Origin of the sequence: Halomonas halodenitrificans DSM 735, from assembly GCF_000620045.1 — a bacterium.
In the GTDB taxonomy this organism is placed as follows: Bacteria; Pseudomonadota; Gammaproteobacteria; order Pseudomonadales; family Halomonadaceae; genus Halomonas; species Halomonas halodenitrificans.
The window spans coordinates 193,013-206,796 of the sequence record NZ_JHVH01000002.1 but is presented as its reverse complement, the minus strand read 5'-3'; the positions used below and the strand labels follow the sequence as shown (position 1 = coordinate 206,796).

General features: G+C 65.7%; 8 protein-coding genes. 4 read left to right on the top strand and 4 right to left on the bottom strand.

Going from position 1 to position 13,784, the window contains the following annotated elements; all coding sequences use genetic code 11:
* Nucleotides 1-8: 8 nt before the first annotated feature.
* From narJ to Q358_RS16400, 4 genes are all read right to left on the bottom strand, one after another.
* Entirely contained in the window at nt 9-800 is a 792-nt protein-coding gene (gene narJ, locus Q358_RS16405; protein WP_043487536.1) for a nitrate reductase molybdenum cofactor assembly chaperone, read from the bottom strand.
* A complete protein-coding gene (gene narH, locus Q358_RS0102845; RefSeq protein WP_027960662.1) occupies nt 793-2,379 on the bottom strand; it encodes a nitrate reductase subunit beta in 1,587 nt (528 codons plus the stop codon). The genes narJ and narH overlap by 8 nt, the downstream gene beginning before the upstream one ends.
* Nucleotides 2,376-6,143, bottom strand: a complete 3,768-nt coding sequence (locus Q358_RS0102840; RefSeq protein WP_027960661.1) for a nitrate reductase subunit alpha — start codon at nt 6,141-6,143, stop codon at nt 2,376-2,378. The genes narH and Q358_RS0102840 overlap by 4 nt, the downstream gene beginning before the upstream one ends.
* A 209-nt stretch (nt 6,144-6,352) precedes the next feature.
* Nucleotides 6,353-7,636 (bottom strand): nitrate/nitrite transporter, encoded by a 1,284-nt coding sequence (locus Q358_RS16400; RefSeq protein WP_043487534.1) that lies wholly within the window; start codon nt 7,634-7,636, stop codon nt 6,353-6,355.
* A 156-nt stretch (nt 7,637-7,792) separates the two neighbouring features.
* On the opposite strand from Q358_RS16400, the gene Q358_RS0102830 reads away from it, so the two are divergent.
* From Q358_RS0102830 to Q358_RS0102815, 4 genes are all read left to right on the top strand, one after another.
* Nucleotides 7,793-9,727: a histidine kinase gene (locus Q358_RS0102830; protein WP_027960660.1), complete on the top strand. Its 1,935-nt coding sequence runs from the start codon at nt 7,793-7,795 to the stop codon at nt 9,725-9,727.
* Nucleotides 9,724-10,389, top strand: a complete 666-nt coding sequence (gene narL, locus Q358_RS0102825; protein ID WP_027960659.1) for a two-component system response regulator NarL — start codon at nt 9,724-9,726, stop codon at nt 10,387-10,389. Before Q358_RS0102830 ends, narL begins: the two co-directional genes overlap by 4 nt.
* Before the next feature lie 276 nt (nt 10,390-10,665).
* Nucleotides 10,666-12,258 carry an MFS transporter gene (locus Q358_RS0102820; protein ID WP_027960658.1) on the top strand — a complete coding sequence of 531 codons (1,593 nt, stop codon included), beginning with the start codon at nt 10,666-10,668 and terminating at the stop codon, nt 12,256-12,258.
* 92 nt (nt 12,259-12,350) lie between these two features.
* Nucleotides 12,351-13,697 carry an MFS transporter gene (locus Q358_RS0102815; protein WP_027960657.1) on the top strand — a complete coding sequence of 449 codons (1,347 nt, stop codon included), beginning with the start codon at nt 12,351-12,353 and terminating at the stop codon, nt 13,695-13,697.
* Nucleotides 13,698-13,784: the final 87 nt, after the last annotated feature.

Genomic DNA, 13,784 nt, shown 5'->3' with positions numbered 1-13,784 from the left:
GATTCTCCTTAACGGTCGGTAGCGCCGCGGTCGGCGGCGCTACTTGCGGCGCTACCGGGCAGGATTCGAACGGGGTCGCTGGGCACGGTCTTCTTGCGCTCGGCCAGTCGCCGACCCTCGGCGGACTGCAGGGCACAGTCCTCGTCGGAGTTGGCGGTGAAACGCACCGCTTCCTCTTCCCAGACCTCGTCCAGTGCCTCGGCGGTGTAATCCGGCGCCTCTTCCTGCGCCGCCTGACGATGGGCGGCGACGTCGTCATCGGCACCGATCAGCGCCAGCAGCGCCAGGGGCACCAGGGCCTGGTCGGCCTCACGCTCCTCGAGACGCGCGGTCAGCAGCGCCAGGATATGACGAATCTCGCCCAGCCAGCGGCCGATCTCGGCCTCGGAGCGGGTGGAGAGATACTCGAGAAACAGCGGCAGATAGTCCGGCAGTTCATGGGCATCGAGCTCGAAGCCCGCCGCGCTGTACTCGTTCATCAGATCGACCATGGCCTGGCCGCGGTCGCGGGACTCCCCGTGCACATGCTCGAAGAGCAGCAGCGAGGTATTGCGACCCCGGTCGAACAGCGCCACGTACTCCGCCTGGAGGTCCATGATATCGGCGTCCATGAGGCGTTGGCACCAGTCCATCAGGGCGGTGCGTCGCGCCGCCGACAGGCGGCGCTCGGCGTCGAGGATCTCGATCATCTCCGGGGCGGCGGCCTGAAGCTCCTCGGTGGGGTAGTCCAGCAGCCGGGCCAGCACGCGCAGGCTCAGCATGTCGTCCACCGGCTCCCTCTGTTGTACGGCTTCAGCCATGACGGGCCTCCTCGGTTGTCTTGTCGCGCTGACCCTCGCTCTGGGCCTGCGGGTCGAAGGTTTCCACCGGTTTCACCAGGGTGGCGGTGGTCTTGCGACCGCCGAACAGACTCTCGCTGCTGTCACCGTGGCAGCCGTCGCCGAAGCTGAAGCCACAACCGCCGCGTTCGGGGAACGCCTCGGTGGCGATTTCGCGGTGACTGGTGGGGATCACGAAGCGATCCTCGTAGTTGGCGATGGCCAGATACCGATACATGTCTTCCACCTGCTGCTCGGTCAGGCCGACGTCTTCCAGCACCTCGGTATTGGCCTGGCCATCCACGTGCTTGCCGCGCATATAGAGGCGCATGGCCATCAGGCGCTTGAGCGCCAGCACCACGGGCGCTTCCTCACCGGCGGTCAGCATGTTGGCCAGGTACTTCACCGGAATGCGCAGCGACTCGATCTTGGGCATCACGCCGTCGAACTCGACCTTGCCGGCCTCGGCGGCGGACTGGATCGGCGACAGCGGCGGCACGTACCAGACCATGGGCAGGGTGCGATACTCGGGGTGCAGCGGCAGCGCCAGCCCCCAGTCCATGGCCATCTTGTAGACCGGCGAGGCCTGGGCGGCCTTGATCACGTTGTCGGTGATGCCGTCTTTCTTCGCCTGGGCGATCACCTCCGGGTCGTTGGGATCCAGGAAGATCTCACACTGGCGATGATAGAGGTCGCGCTCATCCGGGGAGCTGGCCACTTCCTCGATGCGGTCGGCATCGTAGAGCAGCACGCCGAGATAGCGAATGCGGCCCACGCAGGTCTCGGAGCAGACCGTCGGCTGGCCGGCCTCGATGCGCGGGTAGCAGAAGATGCACTTCTCGGACTTCCCGGTCTTCCAGTTGTAGTAGATCTTCTTGTAGGGGCAGCCGGAGATGCACATCCGCCAGCCGCGGCACTTGTCCTGGTCGATCAGGACGATGCCGTCTTCTTCCCGCTTGTAGATGGCGCCGCTCGGGCACGAGGCCACGCAGGTCGGGTTCAGGCAATGCTCACACAGGCGCGGCAGATACATCATGAAGGTGTTTTCGAACTGGCCGTAGATATCGGCCTGCACCTTCTCGAAATTCATGTCCTTGCGCCGCTTGGCGAACTCGGTGCCGAGTATCTCCTCCCAGTTCGGGCCCCACTCGATCTTCTTCATCCGCTGGCCGGAGATCAGCGAGCGCGGACGCGCGGTGGGCTGGTGCTCCCCCTGCTTGGCGTTGTGCAGGTGCTCGTAGTCGAAGGTGAACGGCTCGTAGTAGTCGTCGATCTCCGGCAGATCGGGGTTGGCGAAGATGTTCGCCAGCACCCGCCACTTGCCGCCGATGCGCGGCTCGATCTTGCCGTCGCGGCGGCGCATCCAGCCGCCCTTCCACTTGTCCTGGTTCTCCCACTCCTTGGGATAACCGATGCCGGGCTTGGTCTCGACGTTGTTGAACCAGGCGTACTCGACGCCTTCGCGACTGGTCCAGACGTTCTTGCAGGTCACCGAACAGGTGTGGCAACCGATGCACTTGTCGAGGTTGAGGACCATGCCTACCTGGGAACGAATCTTCATTTCACGGCCTCCTGCGCGTAGTCGTTGCCTTCGCCATCCAGCCAGTCGATCTTCTTCATCTTGCGCACGATGACGAACTCATCGCGGTTGGAGCCGACGGTGCCGTAGTAGTTGAAGCTGTAGGCCAGATGGGCATAGCCGCCGATCATATGCGTCGGCTTGGGGCAGATGCGGGTGACCGAGTTATGGATGCCGCCACGGGTGCCGGTGATCTCGGAGCCGGGGATGTTCACGATCCGCTCCTGGGCGTGATACATCATCGTCATGCCGTTCTTGACCCGCTGACTGACCACCGCCCGGGCGGCGATGGCGCCGTTGGCGTTGTAGACCTCGATCCAGTCGTTGTCCTCGACGCCGATGGATTGCGCATCGTCCTCGGACATCCAGACGATCGGCCCACCCCGGGACAGGGTCTGCATCAGCAGGTTGTCGCTGTAGGTGGAGTGGATACCCCACTTCTGGTGCGGCGTCAGGAAGTTCAGGGCGATTTCCGGGTTGCCGTTGCTGGTCGGCTCGGACACGCTCGCCGCCGCCTTGGTGTCGATGGGCGGACGATAGACCAGCAGGCTCTCGCCGAAGGCGCGCATCCAGGGGTGGTCCTGATAGAACTGCTGGCGCCCACTCACCGTGCGCCACGGGATCAGCTCATGCACGTTGGTGTAACCGGCGTTGTAGGAGACGTGCTCGTCCTCGAGGCCGGACCAGGTCGGGCTGGAGATGATCTTGCGCGGCTGGGCGACGATGTCGCGGAAGCGGATCTTCTCCTCCTCCTTGGGACGCGCCAGGTGGGTATGGTCGCGCCCGGTGATCCTGGAGAGCGCGCCCCAGGCCTTCACCGCTACCTGGCCGTTGGTCTCCGGCGCCAGGGTCAGGATCATCTCGGCGGCATCGACGGCGCTGTCGAGGCGCGGACGGCCCTTGTGCGGCCCCTCGGTCTTGCGGTGGTTGAGCTTGCCGAGCAGGTCCACCTCGGGCTCGGTCTTCCAGCTGATGCCCTTGCCCCCGTTGCCGATGCTCTCGAGCAGCGGGCCGATGGAGGTGAAGCGCTCATAGGTCTCGGGGTAGTTGCGCTTGACCTCGATCAGCGCTGGCATGGTCTTGCCGGGGATCGGCTCACACTCGCCCTTCTTCCAGTCCTTGACGTCGATCTGGGCCAGCTCGCCCGGAGAATCGTGCTGGTGCGGCAGGGTGACCAGGTCGGTCTCCTCGCCCAGGTGGCCCTCGGCGGCCTCGGAGAAGGACTTGGCGATGCCCTTGAAGATCTCCCAGTCGCTGCGCGACTCCCACGCCGGGTCGGTGGCGGCGGTCAGCGGGTGGATGAAGGGGTGCATGTCGGACGTGTTGAGGTCGTCCTTCTCGTACCAGGTCGCCGTGGGCAGCACGACATCCGAGTAGAGGCAGGTGGTGGACATGCGGAAATCCAGGGTCACCAGCAGGTCGACCTTGCCCTCGGGGGCATCGTCATGCCACTTGACCTCTTCCGGCTTCTGGCCGCCGAAGTCACCCAGGTCCTTGCCCTGGATGCCGTGACGGGTGCCCAGCAGGTACTTGAGCATGTACTCATGGCCCTTGCCGGAGCTGCCCAGCAGGTTGGAACGCCAGATGAACAGGTTGCGCGGGAAGTTCTGGGGGTTGTCCGGATCCTCCGCGGCGAAGGCGAGCTTGCCCTCCTTGAGCTGCTGGACGGCGTAGTCCTGGGTGGACATGCCGGCGACCTCGGCGGCCTTGGCCAGGCGCAACGGGTTGGTATTCAGCTGGGGCGCGGAGGGCAGCCAGCCCATGCGCTCGGCGCGGACGTTGAAGTCGATCAGGCTGCCGGGGTAGTCCTCGGCCTTGGCCAGCGGCGACAGAATCTCCTTGATCTCCAGCTTCTCGTAACGCCACTGGGAGGAGTGGTTGTAGAAGAAGGAGGTGCCGTTCATGTGACGCGGCGGACGCTGCCAGTCGAGGCCGAAGGCCAGTGGGGTCCAGCCGGTCTGGGGGCGCAGCTTCTCCTGACCCACGTAGTGGGACCAGCCGCCACCGCTCTGGCCGATGCAGCCACACATGACCAGCATGTTGATCAGGCCACGATAGTTCATGTCCATGTGGTACCAGTGGTTCATGCCGGCACCCACGATGATCATGCTGCGACCCCGGGTCTTGTCGGCATTCTCGGCGAACTCACGGGCGATGCGAATGGCTTGCTCGGCGGACACGCCGGTGATCTTCTCCTGCCAGGCCGGGGTGTAGGGCTTCACCTCGTCCAGGGAGGTGGCACCGTCATCCTCGCCAAACCCGCGGTCGATGCCGTAGTTGGCGCACATCAGATCGAACACCGTGACCGCCAGGGCATCGGAGCCATCGGCCTTCTTCAGGCGCTTGACGGGCAGGCTGTGGAACAACAGCTCGTCGCTGGCGCCGCCGCTCTTGACGTGATCGAAGTGCTCGTGGGCGATGCCACCGAAGTAGGGGAAGGCAACCCGGGCGACGTCATCGTGCTTGTCGGCCAGGGTCAGCAGCGGCTTGATCTCGGTGCCTTCGGCATCCAGCGATTCGAGGTTCCACTTGCCCACCTCGTCGCCGGTCTCGCCCCAGCGGAAACCGATGGAGCCCCGCGGCACCACCAGCTGGTCCCGGGCCTCGTCCCACGCCACGGTCTTCCATTCGGGATTGTTGCCCTGGCCCAGACTCGCCTCGAAGTCACTGGCACGCATCTGGCGACCCGGCGCATAGCTGCCGTCCTCACGCAGCTCCAGCTCGACCAGAAACGGCATGTCGGTATAGCGCCGCACATAGTCGGTGAAGTAACTGCTGCTCTTCTCGAGGTGGAATTCCTTGAGGATCACATGCCCCATGGCCATGGCCAGGGCGGCATCGGTGCCCTGCTTGGCGCTCATCCACTCATCGGTAAGCTTGGAGACCTCGGCGTAGTCCGGGGTGACCGAGACGGTCTTGGTGCCCTTGTAGCGCACCTCGGTGAAGAAGTGGGCGTCCGGGGTACGCGTCTGGGGCACGTTGGAGCCCCAGGCGATGATATAGCCGGAGTTGTACCAGTCGGCGGACTCGGGCACGTCGGTCTGCTCGCCCCAGGTCTGGGGACTGGCCGGCGGCAGGTCGCAGTACCAGTCGTAGAACGACAGGCAGACGCCGCCGATCAGCGACAGATAGCGAGCGCCGGAGGCATAGCTGATCATGGACATGGCGGGGATCGGCGAGAAGCCGATGACGCGGTCCGGCCCGTACTGCTTGGCGGTATAGACGTTGGAGGCACCGACCAGCGCATTGACCTCATTCCAGTCGGCACGCACGAAGCCGCCCATGCCCCGGGCCCGCTTGTACTGCTTGGCCTTGGCCGGGTCCTCGACGATGGAGGCCCACGCCTCGACCGGGTCCTTCTTCTCGTCCAGTGCCTCTCGCCACAGCTTGAGCAGCGGCTTGCGGATCAGCGGGTACTTGAGGCGGTTGGCGCTGTACATGTACCAGGAGTAGCTGGCGCCACGCGGACAGCCTCGCGGCTCGTGGTTGGGAAGATCGGGCCGGGTGCGCGGATAGTCGGTCTGCTGGGTCTCCCAGGTGACCAGGCCATTCTTGACGTAGATCTTCCAGCTGCACGAACCGGTGCAGTTCACCCCGTGGGTGGAGCGCACGATCTTGTCGTGCTGCCAGCGCTGCCGGTAGCCGTTCTCCCAGTCCCGAGACTCGTCGCGAAGTTCGCCGTGGTCGTTGGCGAAGGGCTCGCGGGCCTTGCGGAAGAAGTTCAGCCGATCGATGAAGTGACTCATGGTCGCTCTCCAGGCTCCTGAAAAGATGCGTGGCCGCGCCTGGGCCACTCGGTCAGCCTCGGTCGAGTGCGCACCAGGCGCGGACCAGGCCGGTTTCATGCAGGCAATTCTGGGCGATAGACGCCCCGATTACTGCCCGGTTACCTCCATATACCCCTCGCCTACCTCCAAGGAGATAGGGCCCGACAATGCCCGAGGTATGGCAGATATCAGGGCCTCGTCTGCCCTGCCTGGCTGGCGTGGTCCCACACCATCACCAGCATGCACAGCACCAGCGAGGCATAGAGGAACATGAACCCTGCGGTGCGGATGCCCACCCAGTGGTTGCCCAGGGCGAACATCACCGGCAGCAGGGCGCCAAACAGCCCGCCCAGGGTCAGCGCCAGCCCACCCACCAGGGCCAGCTGCTGGCCGTGATCACGATGGATCATGCGCATCAGGCTGCCCTGCCCGACCCCCATGACCAGACCCATGGCGACCAGCAGCGTCAGAAAGCCCCACAGCGGCGCGGAATAACGCAGCATCAGCATCCCCTCCACGCCCTCGACCCGCATGTCGAAGGGGGGATAAGAGAGCAGAAACAGGCAGACCAGCACCCAGGCGCTGACCCACCAGCGCAAGGCACGAAAGTCGTGCACATCGCCCCAGACGCCGCCGGCCACCTGCCCCAAGCCCACCGCCAGCGGAAAGGGCAGCGCCAGCAGGGCGGCGTAGCGGATGCCCAGGTCGTACTGGGCCTCGAGGTAGGCCGGCAGCCATAGCGACAGCGCCACGAAGGCGCCATAGAAGAAGCTGTAGACCACGGCCAGGCGCCAGGGGCGCCAGTGTCGCAAGGCCCTCAGCCACCCCGAGAGGCGCGGCCGGGTACCGGCGGCGACGCCGGCGAGGCCAGAGTCGACGGAGAGGTCCGGGTCATCGGCAAACAGCCACAACAGCGTCGCGACCGTCAGCACCGGCAGCAGATAGAGCAGGGGGGCGCTGCGCCAGCCATAGGCCTGGCTGACCAGGGGCAGCAGCAGATAGCTCAGTCCGGCCCCCATCATGCCGGCCCCGTAGAGGCCCAGGGCGAGGCCAACATGCCGCCGGGGCGAGAGCTCGCCGACATAGACCAGCCCCGCCGCCAGAGACCCGGCCCCCAGCCCCAGGCCGGCGCCGGACAGCAGGAAGTGTGAATAGCTGCTGGAGCGGGCGATCGCCCACAGGAAGGGACAGATCAGCAACAGGCAGGCGATCATCACGCGGCGCCCGCCATGACGCCGGGCCAGTGCCGCCATGGGTAGCGCCGCCAGGGCCCCGGTGAGCATGGGCGTGGCCAGCATGAAGGCGAAGCCGAGTTCATCCAGACCCAGCGGCTCGCGCAGCTCCAGCCCCAGCACCGCGAAGATGGTCCAGCTGGCGAACACCAGCGCAAAGACCAGCGGCGACAGCAATACCACCACCAGCGGGCGGTAGCCGACGACGACAGGATCGCGGCGGTCGGGGAGGTGTGGCATCGCGGGGCCAGGAAATGGTGGAGTGTGGTCAGAGTCTCAGTAGGCCCCGCCCCGAGGTCAAAGGGGCAGTGGGGGTATCTGCCCTACCCCCTTGGGTGTAGTAGACTCCGGGAAGCACCATGCCTAGTGCCATTCCCCCGACGGCCGGCCGATACTATGAAACTGCTTCAACACTCCCTGGTGGCGCGCATCGTCGCCTCGCTGCTCGCCATCAGCGCCATGGCCCTGGTCAGCATCGCCGTCACCATGACGGTGGCCAATGACAGCCGCGGCGATGCCGCGGCCATCAACATGGCCGGCTCGCTGCGCATGAACACCCATCAGATCCTGACCGCCCTGCTGCGCTACGACCTGCACCCGGACGCCGCCCACGACGATGGAGTGGCGGCACTGGTGGAGCGCTTCGAGACGCGCCTGGCCAGTCCCGAGCTGACCGACGCCCTGCCCGATGCCGCCGACCATGCGCTGCGCCGGCAGCATCGCGAGCTGCTCTCGCGCTGGACACACGACATCCTCCCCGCGATCAACCGAGCACGGGCGGCCGACGACCGGCAGGGGCCCGACCCGGCACCGGCCTTCGAGGCCCTGGTCGGCGATATCGACGCCCTGGTCACCCTGCTCGAGAGGAACAGCGAATCCAAGATCCAGCTGCTGATTATCCTGCAGTTCCTGTTCCTGGCGCTGACCGTGGTGGTGGTGGCCATCGCCCTCTACGATATTCGTCATAACCTGGTGACGCCGCTGCGCCACCTGCTGGTACTGGCCCGCGAGGCGGCCCGCCGCAACTTCGGTTACCGCACGCACTTCCGGGGCAACGACGAGCTCGCCCTTCTCGGACGCACCTTCGACAACATGGCCGAGGAGCTTGCCACCAGCTATGCCGAGCTGGAGGCCCACGCCTCGCTCAAGCAGGCGGAGCTCGAGAGAAGCAACCGGGCCATGCAGGTCATGCACGATGGCAGCCGCGCCCTCTACGGCGGCGGCAACGATCTCTGTGCCAGCGCCGCCCCCATGCTGCGCCAACTGGAACAGCTGCTCGACGTGGGCCCGATCCGGCTATCGCTGAACGATCCCCACGACGACCGCCAGATTCCCATCCTCGCGACCCACTCGCCGCACCGCCCGGAATACTGCCGCGACCACGAGTGCCACGCCTGCCTGATCGATCCCCAGCCGCTCAAGCTGGAGCAGGCCCAGCAGGGCGAATGCCTGTTGCTGCCGGTGAGCGTCGGCGAGCTGATGCTCGGCACCCTGGAGGTGTGGCACTCCAGGAGCCAGCCGCTCTCCGATAGCGTACGCCGCCTGCTCAACGCCCTGGCCGACCAGCTGGCCACCGCGGTCTATCTGCAGCGGCGCATCGAGGAGCAACAGCAGGTAACGCTGATGAACGAGCGCACCATCATCGCCCGGGAGCTGCATGACTCCCTGGCCCAATCGCTCTCCTACCTCAAGATGCAGGTCGCCAGGCTCGAGCGCATGCAGCAGAAGGAGGCCCCGCGGGAGCGCCAGGCGGCGGTGTTCGACGAGCTGCGCACCGGGCTCGACAGCGCCTATCGCCAGCTTCGCGAACTCCTCACCACCTTCCGCCTCAAGTTGGAGGGGCCGGGCCTGGCCAGCGCCCTGCACCAGACGGCCCGGGAGTTCGGCAAGCGCCTGGGATACCCGGTCATCCTCGAGGTCGATGTGCCGCCCCACCTGCTCAATCCCAACGAGGAAATTCACGTGCTGCAGGTGGTACGCGAGGCCCTGGCCAATGTGCTCAAGCATGCCAACGCCCACTGGGCCGCCATTACCATCAACTTCCAGGAGGCCCGGCTGCATGTCGTCATCGAGGATGACGGCATCGGCCTGGATGACGACAGCTCGCCGCCCATGCATTACGGGCTGGTGATCATGCGCGACCGTGCCGACACCCTGGGCGGCGAGATGACGCTCCATAACCGACCCGGCGGCGGCACCCGACTCGCGCTGGTCTTCACGCCCCAGACCGCCCGCCTGATTCATCAACAGGTGGCGCCGCGCCAGGACGCTACCGGCGCCTCAGCCGCTGAGACAGCCGACTCTTTCCACGACGACAGGACCCCAGGATGACCGATACCACGACCGACCACCCCGCCACCATCCTGCTTATCGACGACCATCCGCTGTTGCGTCGCGGCGTGTCCCAGCTGCTGGAGCTGGAGGATGACCTGCTGCTCGCCGGCGAGACCGGCGAGCCCGAGGACGGCATCCGGCTGGCCCGGGAACTGGACCCCGACATGGTGCTGCTCGACCTCAACATGCCGGGGATGGACGGCATCGAGACGCTAAAGCGGCTGCGCAGCGGTGGCTTCGCCGGCCGGGTGGTGATGTTCACGGTCTCCGACCATGAGGAAGACGTGGTCAACGCCCTGCAGTCGGGTGCCGACGGCTACCTGCTCAAGGACATGGACCCCGACGAGATGGTGCGCCAGCTGCGTCAGGCCTCGCTGGGACGCATGGTGATCAGCGAGAGCCTCACCGCACTGCTCGCCGAGGCACTGCGCAGCCACCGCAACCAACCCGCGGCGCCGGATATCCACAGCCTGACTCAGCGGGAACGCGAGATCCTGCGCGAGCTGGCCGCGGGGCTCTCCAACAAGATGATCGCCCGCAAGCTGGAGATCACCGAGGGCACCGTGAAGGTCCACGTCAAGCACCTGCTCAAGAAGCTCAACCTGCGCTCGCGGGTCGAGGCGGCGGTGTGGGCCGTGCAGGAAGGCATCGAGCGCTAGCCGAAGGCGGGTTCTGTGTGGATACCTCCAAATACCCTCGGCCCCTCGACGCCCCCCTTCCACCCTCGGTTGTTATAAAAAAAATTCATGTAAAACAACATATTACCGACAACCAACCCATACCCCCCTGGAGGTATACCCCCCCGACGGGGAGGCGCACACCACGTTTCCCGACGTCGCCCCGCGGCGTATCTTTCCCCCATCTTCGCGCGCCTTGATATCGATCAATCCGTCTTGGCAGATGCGAGCACCGCTAGACCTCAAGGGGGAAATGTCATGACCAGGAAGAATGCCGACATCGAAAGGTGGGATGTCGAGAACGAGGAGTTCTGGGAATCGGAGGGCAAGCGAGTCGCCAACCGCAACCTCTGGATCTCCATTCCCAGCCTCCTGCTGGGCTTCGCCGTCTGGCTGATGTGGGGCATGATCACCACCCAGATGCAGAACCTGGGCTTCCCGTTCTCGGTGGATCAGCTGTTCACACTGACCGCGATCGCCGGCCTCGCCGGCGCCACCCTGCGTATCCCCGCATCGTTCATGATCCGCATCGCCGGCGGTCGCAACACCATCTTCCTGACGACCGCCCTGCTGATGGTCCCTGCCCTGGGGACCGGCATCGCGCTGATGACCCCCCAGACGCCCTTCTGGGTGTTCCAGGTGCTGGCACTGCTCTCGGGCATCGGCGGCGGCAACTTCGCCAACTCGATGAGCAATATCTCCAACTTCTTCCCCAAGAAGCAGCAGGGCTATGCCCTGGGCATGAATGCCGGGCTGGGCAACTTCGGCGTCACCACCATGCAGATCCTGATTCCCCTGGTGATGACCGTGGGCCTGTTCGGTGCCTTCGGCGGCGATGCCATGGAGCTTGAGAAGGCCAGCGGCACGCTGATCGGTCGCATCGAGGCGGGCACCGACACCTGGATCCAGAACGCCGGTCTCGTGTGGATGCTGCTATTGATCCCGCTGGCCTTCGCCGGCTGGTTCGGCATGAACAACCTGCGCACCATCACGCCCAACTCCGGCTCGCCCCTGCAGGCCTTCGGCAAGATTCTCGGCCTCTACGGGGTCGGCGTCGTGACCTCCATCGTCGGCGTGGTAGCGCTGGGCTATCTCAACATGTGGGTCGCCCTGCCGCTGACCATCGTGCTGACCGTGGTGCTGCTGCGCCTGATCCCCGGGGATATCAAGCCCGCCATCAAGAAGCAGTTCGAGATCTTCTCCAACAAGCACACCTGGTCGATGACGGTGCTCTATATCGCCACCTTCGGCTCCTTTATCGGCTTCTCCGCGGCCCTGCCCCTCTCCATCTCCGTGATCTTCGGCAACATGATGGAAGTGGCCGCCGATGGCAGCATGGTCCGGGTCGCCAACCCCGACGCCCCCAGCGCCCTGACCTGGGCCTGGATGGGCCCCTTCGTGGGCGCCCTGATCCGCCCGGTGGGCGGCTGGATCTCCGATAAGCTGGGTGGCTCCATCGTGACCCAGGTCATCACCGCCATCATGGTGGTGGGCTCCGTGGCCGCCGGCTACGTCATGATGCTGGCCTACAACTCCACCGACCCCAACCAGTATTTCTGGATGTTTCTGCTGCTGTTCATCCTGTTGTTCGCCGCCAGCGGGATCGGCAACGGCTCCACCTTCCGCAGCATCGGCTTCATCTTCGACCCACAGCAGAAGGGCCCGGCGCTGGGCTGGACCTCTGCCGTGGCCGCCTATGGCTCCTTTATCGCCCCCCGGGTCATGGGCGAGCAGATCAAGGCCGGCACGCCGGAACTCGCCATGTACGGCTTCGCGGTTTTCTATGCCGTCTGCCTGCTCGTCAACTGGTGGTTCTACCTGCGCCCCGGCGCCTATGTGAAGAACCCCTGACCCCGTGCCGGACCCCATGCCGGGCGCCATCGACGCCCGGCCGGGTCACCGCCTGATCGGTCGCCTTCAGGCCAAGACCAAGAGGTAACGCCATGCAACATCTCGAAGGAGTCACCCGGCCCCAGCAGTACCGGGCCCTGGGCCTCAGCACTCTCGCCTTCACCACCTGCTTCGCGGTGTGGACGATCTTTTCCATTATCGGCATCCAGATCAAGCAGGACCTGGGGCTCAACGAGACCCAGTTCGGCATCCTGGTCGCCACGCCGATTCTGACCGGCTCGATCAGCCGGATCTTCCTGGGCATCTGGACCGAGCAGTTCGGGGGCCATCGCGTGTTCAGCGTGTTGATGCTGCTCACCGCGGCCTGCGTCTTCCTGCTCTCCTACGTCGAAAGCTATGCCATGTTCCTGGTGGCCGCGCTCGGTATCGGCCTGGCCGGGGGGGCCTTCATCGTCGGCATCGCCTACACCTCCTACTGGTTCGAGAAGGACAAGCAGGGCACCGCGCTGGGCATCTTCGGTGCCGGCAACGCCGGCGCCGCGGTGACCAACTTCGGCGCCCCCTTCCTGCTGCTGGCCCTGGGCTGGGAGCGCACCGCCGTGGTCTACGCCGTGGTGCTGGCCGCCGTGGCCGTCGGCTTCTGGGTGTTCGCCACGGAGGACCCCCTGACCCGGGCGCGGCGTCGCGGCCAGGGAGCCCAGGCCACCTCCGCCCGGGCCCAGCTCGAGCCGCTTCGCCACCTGCGCGTGTGGCGCTTCGCGCTCTACTATTTCTTCGTGTTCGGTGCCTTCGTGGCCCTGGCCTCCTACCTGCCGCGCTACTACGTGGGCGCCTACGGCGTCAGCATCGCCGTGGCCGGCTCGCTAGCGGCCCTCTATACCCTGCCCGCCAGCGTCTTCCGGGCCCTGGGCGGCTGGATGGCGGATCGCTACGGGGCGCGGGCCGTAATGTACCTGACCTTTATCGCCTCGCTGGTCTGCCTCTTCCTGCTCGCTTACCCCGAGACCCGCTACGTGGTCCAGGGCAAGGAGGGCGAGATCGCCTTCACCCTGGCCATGCCGCTGTGGGGCGTGGTGGTGTTGACCGTGCTGCTGGGCTTCTTCATGTCACTGGGCAAGGCCGCGGTCTTCAAGCACATCCCGGTCTACTACCCGGAGAACGTCGGCTCGGTGGGCGGGCTGGTCGGCATGATCGGCGGCCTGGGAGGCTTCTTCCTGCCGATCCTGTTCGGCATCGTGCTCGACCTCACCGGCATCTGGACCAGCTCCTACATGGTCATCTTCATGCTGGTGGCGGTCTCGCTGATCTGGATGCACACGGCCATCCGCCGCATGGAACGCAAGAACGTGCCGGAGCTCGGCGAGGAGCGCTATCGCTACCTGCCCGAGATCCAGGAACCGGCCGAAGAGCATGCCAGGCGTCACGGCCCGCGGCCTTGAGGCAGGCGACGCTGAGCATCATCGAGAGGCCGCCCACGGGTGGCCTCTCGCGTTGCGGGAGGACGGGTCACCTTGACGCAGGCCAGG

Bases quoted from the DNA above. Each gene is read 5' to 3' on its own strand.
- Q358_RS0102830 (WP_027960660.1), top strand. From the start codon at position 7,793: ATGAAACTGCTTCAACACTCCCTGGTGGCGCGCATCGTCGCCTCGCTG.
- Q358_RS0102820 (WP_027960658.1), top strand. From the start codon at position 10,666: ATGACCAGGAAGAATGCCGACATCGAAAGGTGGGATGTCGAGAACGAG.
- Q358_RS0102815 (WP_027960657.1), top strand. From the start codon at position 12,351: ATGCAACATCTCGAAGGAGTCACCCGGCCCCAGCAGTACCGGGCCCTG.
- Q358_RS16400 (WP_043487534.1), bottom strand. From the start codon at position 7,636: ATGCCACACCTCCCCGACCGCCGCGATCCTGTCGTCGTCGGCTACCGC.
- Q358_RS0102840 (WP_027960661.1), bottom strand. From the start codon at position 6,143: ATGAGTCACTTCATCGATCGGCTGAACTTCTTCCGCAAGGCCCGCGAG.
- narL (WP_027960659.1), top strand. From the start codon at position 9,724: ATGACCGATACCACGACCGACCACCCCGCCACCATCCTGCTTATCGAC.
- narH (WP_027960662.1), bottom strand. From the start codon at position 2,379: ATGAAGATTCGTTCCCAGGTAGGCATGGTCCTCAACCTCGACAAGTGC.
- narJ (WP_043487536.1), bottom strand. From the start codon at position 800: ATGGCTGAAGCCGTACAACAGAGGGAGCCGGTGGACGACATGCTGAGC.